Below are 20255 nucleotides of genomic sequence, written 5' to 3'. Positions count from 1 at the left end.
AAGATCAAGATCTACAGCAACATCAACAGCGAGTTGGAATGAATAGAGTGCGGCGTATCTGAGTGGGCGCTGGTTGGGCTCAGCTGAAGTGCGCGAAAGTTTGAATAGGGTGATTTGCGAATTAAGTTAGTCGGGCCCAGGAATACCGGAAATAGCGCAGACCGCATACATCGCTGACACCTGTGCGCAGACAAGGTTGACACATCAGCCCCGAATCACCCCTTGTCCCGGGCATGCGCCGCCAATCGCTCCAGCGCGGCGCGCAACTTCGGGTCTGTGATGCCTTGCGCCGTATCACGCAGGCTCTCGGCCGCGCTGGGCGACAACTCCGTCAGGTTGCTCCCGCGCTTGGCCGGCACCAACGGCGGCTGCACTTTGTACAGGATGCGCCTGAGGTTGCCGAACGCCTCCATGGCCTGCAACGCCGCCACCAGGCGCTTCTGCTGGTAGCGCAGGCGAGTCGCCCAATGGCCATCGGTCACCACCAGCAGCAACGTGCCGTCACGCCACGACGCCACATGGCAGTGCTCGCGCGCAGCCGGCTGCAGTTGGCTTTCCAGCAAACGCTGCAAATGCTCCAGGCGTTCGGCCTGGTTCAACAGCAGGCGCAGCGGGCGCATCTGGCGCAGCAGGGCGGACGGCAGCTGGGCAGAGGAAGGTTTGAAGGCCATGGGGGTACGCATGAGGTTACAAGATCGGCAGTTTAGCACCTCTGTGATCGCTTACGGCCTTTTCGCAGGGCTCCCCGTAATCACTCAGGCGTGTGCTTTCATGATGCAAATCAAGCTTTTGCCACACGCTGCCTGAACGTTTCATCACGGCAAACCTTGAACTCAGGGAAAATGGCCCAATCTAAGACACGCCCCTGCCAAAGCGCTGTGCCAGCATCGTGGAATCCACCACTTTCCTCACCATCGTTTCCGGGTAGAATGCTCGTTCGCATGCGGCCTCAGGGCTGCACGGGCGACTCACGGGGCCGCCCTCCATCCCTACGTGTGGAAGATCCTGCCGATATGTTTGCGCCTTTGTTAAAGAAACTTTTTGGAAGCAAGAACGAGCGTGAAGTCAAACGCATGCTCAAGACGGTGAGTATCGTCAATGCCTTCGAAGAGAAGATGGTGGCCCTCTCCGACGAGCAACTGCGGGGCAAGACCGCAGAGTTCAAGGAGCGCCTGGCCAAAGGCGAGACACTGGACCAACTGCTGCCCGAAGCCTTCGCCGTGGCCCGTGAGGCCGGCAAGCGCGTGATGGGCATGCGCCACTTCGACGTGCAGCTGATCGGCGGCATGACCCTGCACGAGGGCATGATCGCAGAAATGCGCACCGGTGAAGGCAAGACCTTGGTCGGTACCCTGGCCGTCTACCTCAATGCCCTGTCCGGCAAAGGCGTCCACGTGGTCACCGTCAACGACTACCTGGCCCGCCGTGACGCCAACTGGATGCGCCCGCTGTACGAATTCCTCGGCCTCTCGGTCGGTATCGTCTCGGCCTTCCAGCCGCCTGAAGAAAAGCGCGCCGCCTATGCCGCCGACATCACCTACGGCACCAACAACGAATTCGGTTTCGACTACCTGCGCGACAACATGGCGTTCAGCCAGGACGAGAAGTTCCAGCGTGAGCTGAACTTCGCCGTGATCGACGAAGTGGACTCCATCCTCATCGACGAAGCGCGTACCCCGCTGATCATCTCCGGCCAGGCCGAAGACAGCTCAAAGCTGTACATCGAGATCAACCGCCTGATCCCGCGCCTGACCCAGCACATTGAAGAAGTGGAAGGCCAGGTCACCCAGGAAGGCCACTTCTCCATCGACGAGAAGAGCCGCCAGGTCGAGCTGAACGAAGCCGGTCACCAGTTCATCGAAGAAATGCTCACCCAGTCCGGCATGCTGGCCGAGGGCGAGAGCCTGTACTCGGCGCACAACCTGGGGTTGCTGACCCACGTGTACGCCGGCCTGCGTGCGCACAAGCTGTTCCACCGCAACGTCGAGTACATCGTCCAGGACGGCCAGGTCCTGCTGATCGACGAACACACCGGTCGCACCATGCCGGGCCGTCGCTTGTCCGAGGGCCTGCACCAGGCCATCGAGGCCAAGGAAAACCTCAACATCCAGGCAGAGAGCCAGACCCTGGCCTCCACCACCTTCCAGAACTACTTCCGCCTGTACACCAAGCTGTCCGGCATGACCGGTACCGCCGATACCGAGGCGTTCGAGTTCGCGCAAATCTATGCCCTGAACGTGATGGTCATCCCGCCGAACAAGCCGCTGGCGCGTAAGGATCACAATGACCTGGTGTACCTGACCGCAGACGAGAAATACGCCGCGATCATCGCCGACATCAAGGAAAGCATGAAGCTGGGGCGCCCGGTGCTGGTGGGTACTGCCACCATCGAGACCTCCGAGCACATGTCCAACCTTCTGCAGAAGGAAGGCATTGACCACAAGGTGCTCAACGCCAAGTACCACGAGAAGGAAGCCGAGATCATCGCCCAGGCCGGTGCGCCGGGCGCCCTGACCATCGCCACCAACATGGCCGGCCGTGGTACCGACATCCTGCTGGGTGGCAACTGGGAAGCTGAAGTGGCTGCGCTGGACAGCCCCACCGCCGAGCAGATCGCCCAGATCAAGGCCGACTGGCAGAAGCGCCACCAGCAGGTGATCGAGTCGGGTGGCCTGCATGTCATCGCCTCCGAGCGCCATGAATCGCGCCGTATCGACAACCAGCTGCGTGGCCGTTCGGGCCGCCAGGGTGACCCGGGCTCCAGCCGCTTCTACCTGTCGCTTGAAGACAGCCTGATGCGCATCTTTGCCTCCGACCGGGTGAAGAACTTCATGAAGGCGCTGGGCATGCAGTCCGGCGAGGCCATCGAACACCGCATGGTCACCAACGCCATCGAGAAGGCCCAGCGCAAGGTAGAAGGGCGCAACTTCGACATCCGTAAACAGCTGCTCGAATACGACGACGTGGCCAACGAACAGCGCAAGGTGATCTACCACATGCGCAACAGCCTGCTGGCGGCCGAGAACGTGGGCGACACCATCGTCGAATTCCGCAAGGAAGTGCTGGACGCTACCATCAGCCAGCATATCCCGCCGCAATCGCTGCCCGAGCAGTGGGACGTGGCTGGCCTGGAGGCGTCGCTTGCCAGTGATTTCGCCATGAAGCTGCCCATCCAGCAGTGGCTCGACGAGGACGACCACCTCTACGAAGAAACCCTGCGCGAGAAGTTGCTCAACGAGATCACCACCGCCTACACCGAGAAGGAAGACCAGGCGGGTATCGACGCACTGCGTACCTTCGAGAAGCAGATTCTGCTGCGTGTACTGGACGACCTGTGGAAGGACCATCTGTCCACCATGGATCACCTGCGCCACGGTATCCACCTGCGTGGCTATGCCCAGAAAAACCCCAAGCAGGAGTACAAGCGCGAGTCGTTCACCCTGTTCCAGGAACTGCTCGAGTCGATCAAGCGCGACGCCATCCGCGTACTGTCGCACGTTCAGGTTCGCCGCGAAGACCCGGAAGAAGAAGAGGCGCGTCTGCGTCGCGATGCCGAAGAGCTGGCCAGCCGCATGCAGTTCGAACATGCACCGGCGCCAGGCCTGGAAAGCGAGCAGTTGAGCGAAGAGGGTGCTGAGGTGGCCGTGGCCACTGCCCCTGTGCGCAATGACCAGAAGCTGGGCCGCAACGAGCCATGCTGGTGTGGCTCGGGCAAGAAGTTCAAGCACTGCCACGGCCAGATCGAGTGACCTGACCGGTTCGCTGCAGGCTGAAACATCCGGGGGCCGCTTTGCGGCCCTCTCGCAACACAAGGCCGCTGCTACAGGAACCGCGACAATCCTGTAGCAGCGGCCTCGTCTTTCGATATCAACTCTATTGTCTAGGAGCGCTCTAATGGCTGTTGGTCTTGGTCCTCTGCCCACCCTGCACCCGGTTCCGGGTTTTGAACTCGGTATCGCTTCTGCCGGCATCAAGCGCCCAGGGCGCAAGGATGTGGTGGTCATGCGCTGCGCCGAAGGCTCCAGCGTAGCGGGCGTGTTTACCCTCAACGCGTTTTGCGCAGCCCCGGTGATCCTGTCCAAGCAACGCGTGCAGGGCACCGTGCGCTACCTGTTGACCAACACCGGCAATGCCAACGCCGGCACCGGCGCGCCGGGCCTTGCCGCCGCCGAACGTACCTGCGCCAAGCTGGCCGAGCTGGCGGGTGTGCCGGCCGAGTCGGTGCTGCCATTCTCGACCGGTGTAATCGGTGAGCCGCTGCCTGTAGAGAAGATCGAAGGCGCCTTGCAGGCTGCCCTGGACAACCTGTCGGAAAACAACTGGGCTGAAGCCGCCACCGGCATCATGACCACTGACACCCTGCCTAAGGGCGCCAGCCGCCAGTTCCAGCACGAGGGCGTCACCGTCACCGTGACCGGCATCAGCAAGGGTGCAGGCATGATCCGCCCGAACATGGCGACCATGCTTGGCTACATCGCCACCGATGCCAAAGTGGCACCGGCAGTGCTCAAGGACCTGATGCTGGACGGCGCCAACAAGTCGTTCAACCGCATCACCATCGATGGCGACACCTCGACCAACGACTGCTGCATGCTGATTGCCACTGGCAAGGCCAACCTGCCGGAAGTGACCGAAGCCAGCGGTGCACTGTTCGAAGCGCTGAAGAAGGCCGTGTTCGAGGTGTGCATGGAAGTGGCCCAGGCCATCGTGCGTGACGGCGAGGGTGCCACCAAGTTCGTGACCGTGCAGGTGAATGGCGGCGGCAACCACCAGGAGTGCCTGGACGTCGGTTACGCGGTGGCCCACTCGCCGCTGATCAAGACTGCGTTGTTTGCCTCGGACCCGAACTGGGGCCGTATTCTCGCCGCCGTTGGCCGTGCCGGTGTGCCGGCGCTTGATGTGAGCCTGATCGATGTCTACCTGGACAGCGTGTGCATCGCCAGTCAGGGCTGCCGTAGCCCAAGCTACACCGAGGACCAGGGTGCCAAGGTGATGGCTCAGGAAGAAATCACCATCCGCATCGAACTGGGCCGCGGCCAGTGCAATGAAACCATCTGGACCACCGACCTCTCCCACGAGTACGTGAAGATCAACGCCGAGTACCGTACCTGATACAGCCGGGGCTGCCTGCCGGCCCCGCCATTTCAACGCCAAAAGGAGCCGAACCATGGGCTTTCTTCAACACAGCGTGCCAGCCTTGAACCCGGTGGAGCGTAAGCGGTGAAACGGATTCATGTTGTAGCCGCCGTGATTCGTGGCCTGGATGGCCGCATCCTGATTGCACGCCGCGCCGATACCCAGCACCAAGGTGGCCTTTGGGAGTTTCCGGGTGGCAAGGTGGAGGCGGGTGAAAGCGTCGAGGCGGCGTTGGCCCGTGAGCTCAACGAAGAGCTGGGCATTCGGGTGACGCGTTCGCGCCCCCTGATCAAGGTCAGCCACGACTACCCCGACAAGCACGTGCTGCTGGAGGTTCGCGAAGTCGATGCGTTCGAGGGCGAACCCCATGGCGCCGAGGGCCAGCCGCTGGCCTGGGTGGCACCGCGGGACCTGGCCCAGTACGACTTCCCGCAGGCCAACAGGCCCATTGTTGCCGCTGCACGCTTGCCTGACCAATATCTGATCACCCCCGATGAGCTGGAAGTGCCGCAACTGCTCAAGGGCATTCAGAAAGCGGTGGCCGGTGGCCTGCGCCTGATCCAGTTGCGTGCACCGGACATGTACGACCCCAAGTACCGTGATGTGGCGGTGGATGCGGTCGGGCTGTGCGCCGGCAAGGCACAGTTGATGCTCAAAGGCCCGCTGGAATGGCTGGGCGACTTCCCTGCGGCGGGCTGGCACCTGACGGCGGCGCAGCTGCGCAAATATGCGCCCAAGGGCCGGCCGTTCCCCACCGACCGGTGGCTGGCAGCGTCCTGCCACAACGCCGAAGAGCTGGCCCTGGCGCAGCAGATGGGGGTCGACTTTGTCACGTTGTCCCCTGTACAGGCCACCCAGACCCACCCGGACGCTGCCCCGCTGGGCTGGGAGGAGGCGCAGCGGCTGATCGCGGCGTGCCCGCTGCCGGTGTACCTGCTCGGCGGCTTAGGGCCGGGTGAGCGTGAGCAGGCCTGGCAAGCCGGGGCTCAGGGGGTAGCCGGCATCCGCGCGTTCTGGCCTGTGGCCTGAACGGCGGCTCTCTGGTGTCAGCCTGCAGGCTTTTCGGCAGGCTGCCACAACACTTCGGCGACCCCCTGCCTGCGGCCAATGATTCGCGCTGCGACGAACAACAGGTCTGAAAGGCGGTTGATGTAGGCCAGCCCTACACCCTCCAGAGGCTCCACGGCATTCAAGTGTTGGCAACGGCGCTCGGCACTGCGTGCCAGGCTGCGACACACATGTGCCTGCGCCACCAACGCGGAACCACTGGGCAAAATGAAGTTCTTCAAAGGCCCCAGCTCGTCGTTCCAGGCATCGATGGCGGCCTCAAGGCGCAGCACTTCAGCCTGCGTCAGTGCCTGGTAGCTGGGCATTGCCAGCTCCCCACCCAGGTCGAACAGCCGATGCTGGCAGGGGGCCAGAACGCTGCTCACCTCATCCATCCCCAGCTCGGCCAGGCCCGCGAGCAATACCCCCAGCTGGCTGTTGAGGCTGTCCACTTCGCCGATGGCTTCGATGCGCGGGTGGTCCTTGGGCACCCGTCGGCCATCCCCAAGGCCGGTTTCGCCCTTGTCGCCGGTACGTGTGTAGATCTTCGACAGGCGGTAGCCCATGTCATTGCTCCGTGATGGCCGGCACGGGTGCCGGTTGGCCGAGGGGCAGGCGCAGGGTGAAACAGGTGCCCTGGCCGGGCGTGGAGTGCACCTCCATCTGCCCCTTGTGGTTGTTGGTGATGATGAAATACGACACCGACAGGCCCAGGCCAGTGCCCTGGCCGATTTCCTTGGTGGTGAAGAACGGCTCGAACGTGCGCTTGCGCACCGCCTCGGGCATGCCGACACCGTTGTCCTCCACCTGGATTTCTGCCCAAGGCGGCGCCAGCCGTGTGCGTAGGGTGATGCGCCCTGGCTCGCTGGGCTGCGGGCGCAGGTGGATGGCCTGGGCGGCGTTCTTCAGCAGGTTGAGCAGCACCTGCTCCAGCTCGTTGGCAGTGCAGGGCACCGGGCCGAGCGCCGGGTCGAACTGGCGCACGATGGCCTGGCCCTTGAAGTCGAAACCGATGGCCAGGTCGAAGTCGTTGCCGGCAATGTCTACCGCTTGGTCGATCAACGCTGGCAGGTCGCAGGGCGCCAGTTCGCGGTTGCTGCGGCGGCTGAAACTGAGCATGTGGGTGACGATTTTTGCAGCCCGCGCGCCGGCCTGCTGAATGCCATCGAGCAGCTGCGGCACTTCGCGGCTGTGCAGGTAGCGGTTGACGGTGGTCAGGTCGATGCCCAGTTCGTGCGCTTGTTCGAGGTTGCGCGGCAGCTCGGGCGACAGGCGCCGGCGGATGTTTTGCACGTTATGCAGGATGGCACCCAGGGGGTTGTTGATCTCGTGGGCCATGCCCGCTGCCAGGCCGCCGACCGAGAGCATCTTCTCCGACTGCACCATCATTTCTTCCAACGACAGGCGCTGGGTGATGTCATCGATACGGATGACCACCCCGCGGCCACCGCCCCCGGTCAATGGGTAGAAGGTGAGGGCGTAGTGGCGCGGTTCATCGCCTTTTTGCCAGGTGACACGCTCGATCTTTGCCACGCGGTGTTTTTCGACGGTTTCCTTGAGTTGCGGCAAAAACGGCTTGAGCGGCGCGAAGGCGATGAACACCGCCTGGTTCAGCGCCTCATCCAGGCGGGTGCCGGAAAGCGCGGTGGCTTCCTGGTTCCACTGGGTCACGTACAGCTGTTCGTCCAGGGCAATCAGTGCCGAGGGCATGGAGTCGATGATGCTGTTCAGGTAGTTCTGAAAGCCTGTGAGCTTTTTCTCGATCTTGCTGCGTACCTGAACTTCCAGTTCCAGCTTGCGGTTGGTGTGCCGGGTTTCCTCGGCCAGCCCCTGGGCCTGGTCGTAGGCATCCTGGAATTCGTCGCGGGCACGCTTGAGCTGCTGCTCGCGGGCCTCGATGCGCGAGAGCATGGTGTTGAAGGCGTCGGCCAGGCTGCCGATCTCGTCGTCGTTGCCTCGCCGGGCGCGCAGGGCGTAGCTTTCTTCGCGGGTAACCTGGCGGCTGAGTTCTTCCAACTGGTTGATCGGTTGGGTGATCAGCCGTTTGATCTGCCGGGCGATCACGATCCACAGCAGAATGCTGAACACCAGAATGGCCAGGCTGGCACTGAGCGTGCCGGTGTAGAACGCCATCGGCAGCTCGCTGCTGGCCACCAGCAACAGGTGCGCCGGGGGGCGGGCTTCGCGTGGCATGCGGATCAGCTGGGTGCTGCGAAACTCCATCAGGCGCCAGCCGTCGATGTTGCGGAAGCGTTTGGGCAGCGTCATTGGCTCGCCATGTTGCAGTTGCGCCAGCATGCGCCCGTCACTGCCGTAGACGGCGGCGGCGCGCAGCGGTGTGTAGCTGTCCAGCTCCTTGAGCAGGGCGTTGGCCGACTCGCTGTCGTCCCCTGCCTGGGCCGCGAGCTGTGGGTTGGACACCAGCCGGCCAATGGTCTGCAGCGCCTGCGGGGCCATGCTCTCTTGAGTGATCCAGTAGGCCGCACTGATGAAGGTGAGGTTGGCCACCAGCAGGATGGTTACCAGCAAGACCAGCAGGGCCGCCAGCAGCTTCTGCCCGACGGGCAGGTTTTCTAGACGTTGGCGCAAGGTCATGGGGCAGGCGGTATCCGTGTCAGGTTGAGGGGCTGGGTCAATTGCAGGGCACGCCCCGCGCACGCAAGTTATCGACCAGGCGCTGTTGCAGGTGTTCCAGCAGGGGCAAGGCCAGGCCGTGCCGGCTGGCTGCACGGCACGCGTGGCCGAGCAGGTAGTGCACCTCGGTTCGCCGGCCCGCTTGCACGTCCTGGTACATCGAAGAGTAGTTGGCGGCAGTGGCCAGGATCACGCGCTGCACGTCTTCGCCAAGCCCAAGCGCCGCCTGGGGCTGCCCGCAACGGTGCAGCAACTGCTGCAGTTCGGTACACAGTGCATCCACTTCTTCCAGGTGCCCCAACAGGCCGCCGTTGTTGCAACCGTACAGCACCGTCAGCGGGTTGATGGCGCAGTTCAGCGCCAGTTTGCGCCACAAGCGGGGGAGGATGTCCGGCGTCCATTCGGCCGGGATGCCCGCCCGCTGTACGTCCTCGAACCACGTTGCAGGCCTCGGGTTGCCTGGGTCTCCCAGCCAGTTGAACCCCTGCCCGGCGAAGCGCACCTGCCAGTCCTTTTCGCGGAAGGCGCCTTCGGTGCTGGAGGCGGAAATACAGCGCGCGTGGGGCACCTGCTCGGCGACCTCGTCCTGGCTACCCAGGCCGTTCTGCAGCAACACCACGTCAGCGCCTGGGGCCAGGCGCGCCGCGACGCTGGCCACGGCCGACGCAGCGTCGTAAGCCTTGCAGGCTACGAGCAGGCGGTGGATGGGGCCTGCTGCGTCTGCGGTTTCGCCCGGTATGGCATAACACCTGGCCTGGTCCTGCTCCGCCAGGGTGAGCCCGCCGGCCAGCTGGTAACTGCGCAGACGTTGACCATCACGCAAGACCAGGCGCACGGCAGTGCCAGCCCGCGCCAACCGGCAAGCCCACAGGCTACCCAGGCTGCCTGCGCCGAGAATGTGCCAGGTGCTGCTCATATGCGTTTCGCAACCCGTTATAATGAGCCCGCATTTTAACCATCAAACCCAGCGCGCTCCATCTTCAGCCCGAGCGCGCTTTTATTTCTGGGAGAACAACCATGCCTTCGTTCGACGTGGTATCGGAACTGGACAAGCACGAAGTGCAGAACGCGGTCGACAACGCCATCAAGGAACTGGACCGCCGTTACGACCTCAAGGGCAAGGGCAGCTTCGAGTTCAAGGACAAGGAGCAGACCGTCATGCTCACTGCCGAAGAAGAGTTCCAGCTGGAGGCCATGCTTGAAATCCTGCGCCTGGCCCTGGTCAAGCGCAAGATCGACGTGAAGTGCCTGGAAGCCAAAGACCCCTACCCATCGGGCAAGGAAAAGAAGCAGGAAGCCAAGTTCCGCGAAGGCATCGACAAGGACCTGGCGAAGAAGATCGTGGCCACCATCAAGGATGGCAAGCTCAAGGTTCAGGCTTCCATCCAGGGTGAGCAAGTGCGCGTCACCGGCAAGAAGCGTGACGACCTGCAGGAGGCCATTGCCCTGCTGCGTACCAAGGAATTCGACATGCCGCTGCAGTTCAACAACTTCCGCGACTGACTTCCCTTGCTGGAACCCCTGGCCGGTTGTGGCTGTCCATGGGGGCCGGGGCCGCTGAAAGGCTGGCGGCCCGGTGTATTGTGCAATCGCCGCTCGGCGTCAGGAGATGACTATGGATTTGAACGCTGAGGTCGATCAGCTCGTCCGCCAAACCGCCACCTGGATCCCGATGGTCATGGAGTACGGCAGCCGCCTGTTATTGGCGCTGGTGACCCTGGCCATTGGCTGGTGGGTTACCAACAAGGTCAGCGACCGGCTGGCCAAGCTCGTGGGCCTGCGGGTACACGACCCGGCACTGCAGAACTTCATCCGCACCTTGGCCAACATCGTGCTGAAGATCCTGCTGGCCATCAGCGTGGCGTCGATGATCGGCATCGAAACCACCTCGTTCGTCGCTGCCATCGGTGGTGCCACCCTGGCCATCGGCCTTGCGCTGCAGGGCAGCCTGGCCAACTTTGCCGGTGGCGTGCTGATTCTGCTGTTCCGCCCGTTCCGCATCGGCGACTGGATCGAGGCGCAGGGGGTGAGCGGTACCGTGGACAGCATCCAGATCTTCCACACCGTGCTGCGTACCGGTGACAACAAGACCGTGATCCTGCCCAACGGCACCCTGTCCAACGGCATCATCACCAACACCAACCGCCAGCCGACGCGCAAGGTGGTGTTCGACGTTGGCGTGGACTACGAGGCCGATTTGCAGAAGGCTCGCAATGTGCTGCTGGAGCTGGCCCAGGACCCGCGCGTGCTGGCCGACCCGGCACCTGTGGCTGTGGTATCCACCCTGGGTGACAGCTCCATCACTGTGTCGCTGCGCCTGTGGACCAAGACCTCGGACTACTGGGACGTGATTTTCATGCTCAACGAGCAGGCCCGTGACCGCCTCAAGGCCGAGGGCATCGACATTCCGTTCCCGCAACGGGTCATCCGCGTGGTGCAGGAAACAGCTGCGCAGTAACCCGGCATCGAGGGTGGGGCGCGCAATGGCCCCATCCTTTTACACTTGTTCACAGCAACATACGGGTATTTCTGGCATATAGCCTGACCCTTGCTGCCTACCTGATGCGCCATCATGAAGCCACTGCTCTATATAACCCCCCTGCGTGCCCTGTTGTTCGGCCTGACGCTGGCCCTGTTCGAGTTGCTGACGTACCTGGCCAGTGACGCCGTGATGCCGGCCATGCCGGTGGTGGTGGGCGAACTGAACGCCAGCCCTGAATACATCCCCCACGCCCTCAACCTGTATCTGCTGGGTGGGGTGGTGCTGCAATGGCTGATTGGCCCGCTGGCCGACCGCTATGGGCGCAGGCCGTTGCTGCTGGTTGGCTGTGCGTTCTTTGGCCTGGCCTGCCTGGGTACGTTCTGGGTGCATGACATCGGCCTGTTCAACCTGCTGCGGTTGCTGCAGGGCATTGGCCTTGGCTTTGTGGTGACGGTCAGTTACCCCGCCCTGAACGAGGCTTTCAGTGAGGCGGATGCGGTGCGCATGATGGCCTTGCTGGCCAATATCGCCTTGCTGTCACCGCTGCTTGGGCCTCTGGTGGGCACGCTGATGTTGCAGTGGCTGGACTGGCGCTGGCTGTTCGTAGCATTCGCCGTCGGTGCGGTGGTGGCGTGGTTGCTGCTGTATCGCCTGATGCCGGAAACCCTCGGGGTGGAGCGCCGCGACGGCTCGCGATTGGCGTTCACCCCCATTCACCTGTTGCCCCTGCTGGCAGGCTACGGCCAGTTGCTGGCCAACCGCCGCTTTGTCGCTGGTAGTGCTGCGCTGGGCCTGGTCGGCCTGCCGCTAATCGGCTGGATCGGGCTGTCCCCGGTGCTGCTGATTCATGACGAAGGGCTGAGCACCCTGGCCTATGCGCTGTGGCAGCTACCGGTGTTCGGTGGGCTGATTGCAGGCAACCTGATCATCAACCACATTGCCGATCGCTACCCGTTGCCTGCGCTGGTGCGCGGGGCGCTATGGCCGTACCTGGCAGGGTTGGGCCTGATGGTGCTGGCGACCTGGTACTGGCCGAGCGTGCCGAGCGTGGTGGCGGGGATGTCGTTGTATGCCCTGGGGTTGGGTGTGGCGAACGCGGTGCTGTACCGCATGACGTTGTTTTCCAGCGTGCAGAGCAAGGGGCTGGTATCGGCCATGCTGGGCATGATCACCATTGCCTTGCTGGGGCTGGGTGGCGCTGTGTTGGCAATGATCGGAGCGGGTGCCAGCCTGCTGCATTTTGCCGTGGCAGCCGGCGTAGCAGGGGGGCTGGCACTGTGGCCGCTCTGGTGGGTGATCGGGCGCGATTGAAACCACCCGATCTCACAGGCGGAAACCCCTCAAGCCGAACACCTGTATGCCCTCACTGCTCGGCTGGCTGTTTACCGCGGGCACTGTCCTGACGCCACTGCAGGGCGATCAGGATCAGGGTGGGTACCCCCAGCAGTGCGGTGATCAGGAAGAAATCGTGGTAGCCGAACTTCTCCACCATCACCCCTGAATAACCGCCGATCAACCGCGGCAACAGCAGCATGATCGAGCTGAGCAGCGCGTACTGCGTGGCGGAGAATTTCAGGTTGGTCAGGCTGGACAGGTAGGCGACGAAGGCCGATGTGGCCATGCCGGAACTGAAGTTGTCCAGCGAGATGGTCACCACCAGCATTTCGAGGTTGGGGCCCATGTCTGCCAGCATCACGAACAGGATGTTGGTCGCCGCCGAGGCCACGCCACCGATGAACAGGATCGGCATGATGCCGAAACGCACGATCAGCAACCCGCCAACACCCGCGCCCACCAGCGTCATGATCAGGCCGAAGATCTTGCTGACGCTCGCGATCTGGTCCTTGGTGAAGCCCATGTCGATGTAGAACACGTTGGCCATCACACCCATGACCGTGTCCGACATGCGGTACGTGGCGATCAGCCCCAACAGCAGCAGTGCCTGCCAGCGGTAGCGGGTGATGAAGTCGTTGACCGGGGTGAGCACAGGCGCAAGGCCTCGACGCCCCAGGCTCGACAGGCAGGCCCAGCTCAGCAGCACGTACAGGATCAGGCGCAGGAATGCCCGGTCTTCAAGCAGCAGGTCGAGCGGGCTGGTTTCGCCCGATATCACGCTTGACCAGCCGGTATTGAACATCTGCGTGAAACTGGCCGGCACCGACACCAGCAGGATGATCAGTACGAACACCGATGCCAGCTGGTGAGCCAGGCCGTAGCGCGCCGCCGACAGTTGGGTACGCATGGGCACAGGCGGCTCACGCATGACCAGGGTGGTGAACAGGGCCGGCAGCATCATCACTGCAAACATCACGTAGGTACCGGCCCAGGCTTTGTGCAGGTAGCTGAACCCGGTGGAGCCGAACCATTCGGCAAAAAACAGGGCGCCGGCCGTGGCAAGCAAGGCCGCTACGCGGTAGCCGGCCATGTAGCTGGCCGCCAGGGCCGCCTGGCGTTGGTCATCAGCGATTTCCAGGCGATAGGCATCCACGGCAATGTCCTGGGTGGCAGATGCAAATGCCACCAGCACCGCCAGCGCGATCAGCCACGACAGGTGCTGCTGTGGGTCGCACAAGCTCATGCCAACCAGCCCGATCACCACCAGTATCTGTGACAGCAGTAACCATGAGCGACGGCGGCCCAGGCCACCGAGCAGTGGCAGGCGCCATTGGTCGAGCAAGGGCGACCACACCCATTTGAAGGCGTAGGCCAGGCCGATCAGGCTGGCATAACCAATGGTCTCCCGGGCCACGCCCGCTTCACGCAGCCATACCGAGAGAGTCGAGAAAACCAGCATGTAAGGCAGGCCGGCGGCAAAGCCGAGCAGCAAAAGCACCAGGGTTGACGGGCTGGCATAGGCAGCGAGCGCAGCGCGCCAGGTTTTACGGGGCATGGACCAACATCTGCCTCAAGTTTTCCAGAACAAAGCGCGCACTCTAACCGCTGTGCTCCATCGGGCGCCAGCCATGGCGCGTCATATCCACACGATTGTTGGCCACATTCACGCCCTCGGCACGCAGCCTGGCCCGCTGTTCATCCCCCGAAGGCGTACCGGACGCCAGGCTAAGGCGCCCGCCTGCGCCCAGTACACGATGCCAGGGCAGGCGTGTGCCCTCGGGCAACTGCGACAGCGTGCGGCCCACCCAGCGCGCCGCGCGCCCCAGCCCAGCCAGCTCGGCCAACTGGCCGTAGCTCACCACCTTGCCCGGTGGCACTTGGCCCAGCACTGAATAGAGTGCCGTTCGTCGGTGTTCTGCAGTTTCAGTCATAAGTGCAGGGCTATCAGACATCGCGCCTTCTCTGGGCTGTAGATGAAACCGGACCGGCGGCATTACAAATGAGAGTGGAACTCAATGGCAAGCGTCGGGTCTGTCCTTGCTCCGGCCGGCGGTATCTGGATAATGCCCGGCTTTTCTCGCCAAATCGAACCCGTAGCCCGCTTATGTCTCTTAGATCCCTGTTGCCCTTGCTCGCCGCCTCACTTTGCGCCTCGCCCGCGTTGGCCGATACCGTCTGGATGAAGAACGGTGACCGCTTGAGCGGCAAGATCAAAGTTTTCGATGGCGGCAAGTTGCTGCTCGAAACGCCTTACGGCGGCGCCATCGCCCTGGACTGGAAGCAAGTAAAAACCCTGGAAAGCGACCAGGAACTGCTGGTCAAACAGGACGCCTACACCGGCGAGAAGGCCAAGTCACTCAAGGCCGCCGAGCCTGGCAAGGTGACCTTGGCCAATGGCGAGGCCCCGAAAACGGTGGAGCTTGCCAGTATCGAGCAGATCATGAAGCCCAAGCCGGTGGTCGAGGACCTGGTCTGGAAGGGTAACGTCGACGTCGCGCTGGATTACAAACGCGCCGAAAAAGACACCGACGATTACGACGTAGGTTTCAAGACCACCGCCCGCCACGGTCGCTGGCGGCATACGGCCGAAGGTGAATACAACCGTGAGACCAAGGACGACGTTACCACCACGGACAACTGGAGCGCCGAATATGCGCTGGACCGTTTCCTGACCGAGAAGTGGTTCTGGCAAGGGCGCCTGGAATACAAGCGTGACCATATCGAAGACTTGGCCCGTCAGCGCACCGTTGGTACCGGCCCGGGTTACCAGTTCTGGGACGACGAACTGGGTGCCTTCTCGCTGGGCTCGCTGCTCAACCGCACCGATTACGAGTACCAGGACGGTGGCAAGGACAACTTCTATTCCGCTGCCGTGAAGTGGGACTACACCCGCTACCTGATCGGCAAACGGGTGCAGTTCTTCACCAATGGCGAGCTGGCCAAACCCCTGGGCAACGTGGCCGACTACTCGCTGGATGCCGAGATGGGCCTGCGCTACAAGGTTACCGAATGGGCATCGCTCAACCTCAAGGCTGAAAAAGACATCATCACCGGCACCCGCGACAGCGACCTGGACAAGACCCGCTACACCGCAGGCTTCGGCGTTACTTGGTAAAGCGCCGTACGCTGCAGACCTGAAGGGAAGGGGCCATGCGATGGCCCTTTTTCTTGCTGCCCGAAGCTTGTAGCGTGTAAGGCTCCAACCCAGAGGAGTTAGCCGTGAGCCAGAATGCCATCCGTCCCGCCCGGGAATTGCTGCTCAAGGAATACCGTGGCGTGTTGTCGACCCATTCCAAGTCGATGCCCGGTTACCCCTTCGGTTCGGTGGTGCCGTATTGCCTGGACGCCCAGGGCAACCCCCTGATTCTGATCAGCCGCATCGCGCAGCACACCCACAACTTGCAGAAAGACCCCAAGTGCTCGTTGCTGGTGGGTGAGCGGGAGGCGCAAGACGTGCAGGCGGTTGGGCGCCTGACGGTAATGGCCCAGGCCCACAAGCTGCTCGACCAGGCTGCTATCGACGCCGCCGCACAGCGCTACTACCGCTACTTCCCGGATGCGGCCGATTACCACAGCGCCCATGACTTCGACTTCTGGACCCTGGTGCCAGTACGGCACCGCTATATCGGCGGCTTCGGTGCCATTCACTGGCTCGACCAGGTAACCCTCGCCAACCCGTTTGCCGGCCAGGCGGAGGCGGGCATGGTCGCGCACATGAACAGCGACCACGCCAACGCCCTTGCGCATTACGTGCAGCTTACCGGTTTGCCCAACGATGCCCCGGCCTGCATGGCCGGAGTGGACAGCGAAGGCATGCACTTGCGCATCGGCCAGGCGGTTCACTGGCTGCCTTTCCCGAGTATTTGCAATACGCCGACACAAGTGCGCGAGGCCTTGGTTTTGCTGGCCCGCGCCGACCAATGGCCAATCGCCTGCGATGCGCCTGCTTGAAAAACGGAGCACACGCATCCATCTGTTGGTCTTACTGGAAGGGTGTCTTCCGACGAGGAATGCTTTGATGCGTGTTTTTCTATTGCTGCTGCTTCTGTTCCCGGTGCTGGAACTGTTTGTTTTCGTGAAAGTCAGCGCTGCCATCGGCTTTTTCCCGGCCTTGCTGCTGATCATCGCCGGCTCCGCCCTGGGCGTACTGGTGATGCGCGTGGCGGGCTTGGCCACGGCGTTGCGTGCCCGTGAGAGCCTACAGCGTGGCGAGTTGCCAGCCGAGGACATGTTCCAGGGCATGATGCTGGCGGTGGGCGGTGGCCTGCTGCTCATCCCCGGTTTTATCAGCGACGTGCTCGGCCTGCTGTGCCTGCTGCCGTTCACCCGTCACCTGGCGGCGCGCAAGATGCGCGAACGCGCCGAGGCCCAGGCCATGCGCCAGCGAGCCTTTCAGGACGACCCGTTCCAGGCCCAGCCCCCCCGTGACGGCGGCCATCGGCCGAACGTGATCGAGGGCGAGTATGAGCGCCGCGATAAATAACCTGCCCCGGTGACACCGCTGTGAAGGGGTTGCGCAGCAGCCCCATGCCTGAACCTGCCTTGTACCGCCCCCCGGTAAAAAAATTTCCAACCCAAGCCTTGTAATCGAATTGGCCGACCTCATGTAGTGGACACCGCAAGGTTTCTGGTGGCAACACCAGACATTACTCAGGCGGTTCGCCCCGTGCGAGCGGCCTTCCGGCAACGCCGGACAGCATCAACCCGCCGGTGTCGACACCGGCCGATGAAAACCACAATTTGGGAGAGATCGACAATGAAGCTTCGTCCTCTGCATGACCGCGTCGTCATCCGTCGCAGCGAAGAAGAATCGAAAACCGCTGGCGGTATCGTCCTGCCGGGTTCGGCCGCTGAAAAACCCAACCGCGGCGAAGTCGTCGCTGTCGGCACCGGCCGCGTCCTGGACAACGGCGAAGTACGTGCGCTGGCCGTCAAAGTAGGTGACAAAGTGGTTTTCGGCCCGTACTCGGGTAGCAACACCGTGAAAGTCGACGGCGAAGACCTGCTGGTCATGGCCGAAAACGAAATCCTGGCCGTTGTCGAAGGCTGATTTCCCCCGACTTCCCGTTACTCCAAAGATTTTCAAGGATTAAACGATCATGGCTGCTAAAGACGTAAAATTCGGTGATTCCGCTCGCAAGAAAATGCTGGTGGGTGTCAACGTTCTGGCTGACGCGGTAAAAGCGACCCTCGGCCCGAAAGGCCGTAACGTGGTACTGGCCAAGAGCTTCGGTGCGCCGACCATCACCAAGGACGGCGTTTCCGTTGCCAAAGAAATCGAGCTGAAAGACGCCTTCGAGAACATGGGCGCCCAGCTGGTCAAGGAAGTCGCTTCCAAGGCCAACGATGCTGCCGGTGACGGCACCACCACCGCCACCGTTCTGGCCCAGTCGATCGTCAACGAAGGCCTGAAAGCCGTCGCTGCCGGCATGAACCCGATGGACCTCAAGCGCGGTATCGACAAGGCCACTGCTGCCATCGTTGCCGAGCTGAAAAACCTGTCCAAGCCTTGCGCCGACTCCAAGGCCATCGCTCAGGTAGGTACCATCTCCGCCAACTCCGACAGCTCCATCGGTGAGATCATCGCCGAAGCCATGGAAAAAGTCGGCAAGGAAGGCGTTATCACCGTTGAAGAAGGCTCGGGCCTGGAAAACGAACTGTCTGTGGTAGAAGGCATGCAGTTTGACCGCGGCTACCTGTCGCCGTACTTCATCAACAAGCCAGACACCATGGTTGCCGAGCTGGAAAGCCCGCTGCTGCTGCTGGTCGACAAGAAAATCTCCAACATCCGCGAGCTGCTGCCTGTTCTGGAAGCCGTTGCCAAGGCCGGTCGCCCACTGCTGATCGTTGCCGAAGATGTTGAAGGCGAAGCGCTGGCGACCCTGGTCGTCAACAACATGCGTGGCATCGTCAAGGTAGCTGCGGTCAAGGCACCTGGCTTCGGCGACCGCCGCAAGGCCATGCTGCAGGACATCGCTGTGCTGACCGGCGGCCAGGTTATTTCCGAAGAAATCGGCCTGTCCCTGGAAACCGCTACCCTGGAGCACCTAGGTAACGCCAAGCGCGTGATCCTGTCCAAGGAAAACACCACCATCATCGACGGCGCTGGCGCCGACGGCGAGATCGAAGCACGCGTCAAGCAGATCCGTGCTCAGATCGAAGAGACTTCCTCGGACTACGACCGTGAGAAGCTGCAAGAGCGCCTGGCCAAGCTGGCCGGCGGTGTTGCCGTGATCAAGGTCGGTGCCGGCACCGAAGTTGAAATGAAAGAGAAGAAAGCCCGCGTTGAAGACGCCCTGCACGCTACCCGTGCAGCCGTTGAAGAAGGCGTGGTACCTGGCGGTGGCGTTGCCCTGGTGCGCGCCTTGGCTGCCATCGTTGACCTGAAAGGCGACAACGAAGACCAGAACGTCGGTATCGCCCTGCTGCGTCGCGCTGTCGAATCGCCGCTGCGTCAGATCACTGCCAACGCCGGCGACGAGCCAAGCGTTGTGGCTGACAAGGTCAAGCAAGGTTCGGGTAACTACGGCTACAACGCGGCTACCGGCGAATACGGCGACATGATCGAGATGGGCATCCTGGACCCAGCCAAGGTCACCCGTTCGGCCCTGCAAGCAGCTGCTTCGATCGGCGGTCTGATGATCACCACCGAAGCCATGGTTGCAGACCTGCCGGAAGACAAGCCGGCAGCTGGCGGCATGCCTGACATGGGCGGCATGGGTGGCATGGGCGGCATGATGTAAGCCAGCCTTACCCCCAGCGGCACCCAATGCCCCGGCTCGCGAGAGCCGGGGCATTTTTTTGCGCGTTCAAAGGTGGGCTTACGCCGCGCCGCGCCCAATGGCTGGTACGTTGACGGGCCGGTGGCGGTAGAGAATCAGGTAGTACGACCCCAGGCCGATCAGCCAGCAGAACACGGCGGTCCACAGGTTGTGTGAGAGAAAGTGCGCGCCCTGCATCATTCGCCCGAGGGACAGCACCGACCCCGCCACGAACGCTACCGCCAGTGCCGCCCGTGCCAAGCGCGGTTTGCGGTCACGCAAGGCGAAGAACAGGGCGAACAGGCAGAAGCCGGTCGTGGCGTGACCGCCTGGCCAGCACAGCCCCGGCTTGTCGGTGGCAGGGCGGGGTTCCAGCAGTTTGCTGTAGGTTTCCGTGCCGCCGAATTGCGTGAGGCTCCACGGGCACTGTACCTGGGTGATCTTTTTAAGCGGTGTGACGAATGCGGTGGAAAGCCCCAGGGCCAGCACCAGGCAACCGAGTTCACGCCGCCAGCCGAACAGCCGCTTGATGAAGAAGCTGGCAGTGAACACAACCAGTGCCATTATCCCCATCACCATGACGCCCTGCTTTACCCGGTCATGCAGGATGTTCTCCAGCAGGTAGCTGTGGCGGCCGATGAACTGGCCCGAAGCGTTATCGAAAAACAACGTGGCCAGGTCCATGTCCACTGACGTCAATTCGAGCAGGATCAGCCCCAGCGCGGTGGCCACCGGGATGCCCAGGTACAGCCAGAAATTGATGGGACGGGGTACGGTTGCATGCTGCATGGCGGCTCCAGGGCGCGAGAAGGTCGCGCATTGTCTGCTGTCCGCTATCCTGCGTTCGTGAAGGATCGGTG

At 62.5% G+C, this 20255-nt stretch carries 18 protein-coding genes; 11 read left to right on the top strand and 7 right to left on the bottom strand.

The window, feature by feature from the left end; genetic code table 11:
* Positions 1-215: 215 nt before the first annotated feature.
* Positions 216-671: a DUF721 domain-containing protein gene (locus tag APH25_RS15370; RefSeq protein ID WP_060482500.1), complete on the bottom strand. Its 456-nt coding sequence runs from the start codon at positions 669-671 to the stop codon at positions 216-218.
* 342 nt (positions 672-1013) lie between these two features.
* Here APH25_RS15370 and secA point away from each other — a divergent pair, with 342 nt between their 5' ends.
* The 3 genes from secA (at position 1014) to APH25_RS15355 (ending at position 6165) form a co-directional block, all read left to right on the top strand.
* Positions 1014-3749: a preprotein translocase subunit SecA gene (gene secA / locus APH25_RS15365; protein WP_028635175.1), complete on the top strand. Its 2736-nt coding sequence runs from the start codon at positions 1014-1016 to the stop codon at positions 3747-3749.
* Between the two features lie 145 nt (positions 3750-3894).
* Positions 3895-5112 carry a bifunctional glutamate N-acetyltransferase/amino-acid acetyltransferase ArgJ gene (gene argJ, locus APH25_RS15360; RefSeq protein WP_028635174.1) on the top strand — a complete coding sequence of 406 codons (1218 nt, stop codon included), beginning with the start codon at positions 3895-3897 and terminating at the stop codon, positions 5110-5112.
* Positions 5113-5220: 108 nt separating this feature from the next.
* Entirely contained in the window at positions 5221-6165 is a 945-nt protein-coding gene (locus APH25_RS15355) for a Nudix family hydrolase (RefSeq protein ID WP_060482499.1), read from the top strand.
* A 17-nt stretch (positions 6166-6182) separates the two neighbouring features.
* On the opposite strand, the gene APH25_RS15350 is transcribed toward APH25_RS15355, so the two are convergent.
* Genes APH25_RS15350 through APH25_RS15340 form a run of 3 tightly spaced genes read right to left on the bottom strand, consistent with a single transcriptional unit; the run spans position 6183 to position 9733 of the window.
* Entirely contained in the window at positions 6183-6749 is a 567-nt protein-coding gene (locus tag APH25_RS15350) for a cob(I)yrinic acid a,c-diamide adenosyltransferase (protein WP_060482498.1), read from the bottom strand.
* A gap of 1 nt (position 6750) precedes the next feature.
* A complete protein-coding gene (locus tag APH25_RS15345; RefSeq protein ID WP_060482497.1) occupies positions 6751-8778 on the bottom strand; it encodes an ATP-binding protein in 2028 nt (675 codons plus the stop codon).
* A 37-nt stretch (positions 8779-8815) separates the two neighbouring features.
* Positions 8816-9733 (bottom strand): putative 2-dehydropantoate 2-reductase, encoded by a 918-nt coding sequence (locus APH25_RS15340; RefSeq protein ID WP_060482496.1) that lies wholly within the window; start codon positions 9731-9733, stop codon positions 8816-8818.
* 101 nt (positions 9734-9834) lie between these two features.
* On the opposite strand from APH25_RS15340, the gene APH25_RS15335 reads away from it, so the two are divergent.
* The 3 genes from APH25_RS15335 (at position 9835) to APH25_RS15325 (ending at position 12610) form a co-directional block, all read left to right on the top strand.
* Positions 9835-10320, top strand: a complete 486-nt coding sequence (locus APH25_RS15335) for a YajQ family cyclic di-GMP-binding protein (protein WP_028635169.1) — start codon at positions 9835-9837, stop codon at positions 10318-10320.
* A 112-nt stretch (positions 10321-10432) separates the two neighbouring features.
* Complete coding sequence (locus APH25_RS15330) at positions 10433-11275, top strand: mechanosensitive ion channel family protein (RefSeq protein ID WP_028635168.1); 843 nt, start codon at positions 10433-10435, stop codon at positions 11273-11275.
* Positions 11276-11389: 114 nt separating this feature from the next.
* A complete protein-coding gene (locus APH25_RS15325; protein WP_060482495.1) occupies positions 11390-12610 on the top strand; it encodes an MFS transporter in 1221 nt (406 codons plus the stop codon).
* A gap of 52 nt (positions 12611-12662) precedes the next feature.
* Here APH25_RS15325 and APH25_RS15320 read toward each other — a convergent pair whose 3' ends face one another.
* Both APH25_RS15320 and APH25_RS15315 read right to left on the bottom strand, forming a co-directional pair.
* Positions 12663-14189 carry an AmpG family muropeptide MFS transporter gene (locus APH25_RS15320; protein WP_060482494.1) on the bottom strand — a complete coding sequence of 509 codons (1527 nt, stop codon included), beginning with the start codon at positions 14187-14189 and terminating at the stop codon, positions 12663-12665.
* Between the two features lie 43 nt (positions 14190-14232).
* Complete coding sequence (locus APH25_RS15315) at positions 14233-14586, bottom strand: MGMT family protein (RefSeq protein ID WP_028635165.1); 354 nt, start codon at positions 14584-14586, stop codon at positions 14233-14235.
* 152 nt (positions 14587-14738) lie between these two features.
* Here APH25_RS15315 and APH25_RS15310 point away from each other — a divergent pair, with 152 nt between their 5' ends.
* From APH25_RS15310 to groL, 5 genes are all read left to right on the top strand, one after another.
* On the top strand, positions 14739-15749 hold the full coding sequence (locus APH25_RS15310) for a DUF481 domain-containing protein (protein WP_060482493.1): 1011 nt from the start codon (positions 14739-14741) through the stop codon (positions 15747-15749).
* 104 nt (positions 15750-15853) lie between these two features.
* A complete protein-coding gene (locus tag APH25_RS15305; RefSeq protein WP_028635163.1) occupies positions 15854-16585 on the top strand; it encodes a HugZ family protein in 732 nt (243 codons plus the stop codon).
* A 67-nt stretch (positions 16586-16652) separates the two neighbouring features.
* Entirely contained in the window at positions 16653-17117 is a 465-nt protein-coding gene (locus APH25_RS15300) for an FxsA family protein (RefSeq protein ID WP_028635162.1), read from the top strand.
* Positions 17118-17390: 273 nt separating this feature from the next.
* A complete protein-coding gene (locus APH25_RS15295) occupies positions 17391-17684 on the top strand; it encodes a co-chaperone GroES (protein ID WP_003251905.1) in 294 nt (97 codons plus the stop codon).
* A 49-nt stretch (positions 17685-17733) separates the two neighbouring features.
* A complete protein-coding gene (gene groL, locus APH25_RS15290; RefSeq protein WP_028635161.1) occupies positions 17734-19377 on the top strand; it encodes a chaperonin GroEL in 1644 nt (547 codons plus the stop codon).
* 78 nt (positions 19378-19455) lie between these two features.
* Here the strand turns inward: groL and APH25_RS15285 are convergent, their stop codons facing one another.
* Positions 19456-20184 (bottom strand): phosphatase PAP2 family protein, encoded by a 729-nt coding sequence (locus tag APH25_RS15285; protein WP_060482492.1) that lies wholly within the window; start codon positions 20182-20184, stop codon positions 19456-19458.
* Positions 20185-20255 lie beyond the last annotated feature (71 nt).

It is taken from the genome of Pseudomonas sp. NBRC 111119 (genome assembly GCF_001320125.1).
GTDB lineage: Bacteria > Pseudomonadota > Gammaproteobacteria > Pseudomonadales > Pseudomonadaceae > Aquipseudomonas > Aquipseudomonas parafulva.
Note: the sequence above shows the minus strand (reverse complement) of the source record. Positions and strands in the feature narration are given on the sequence as shown.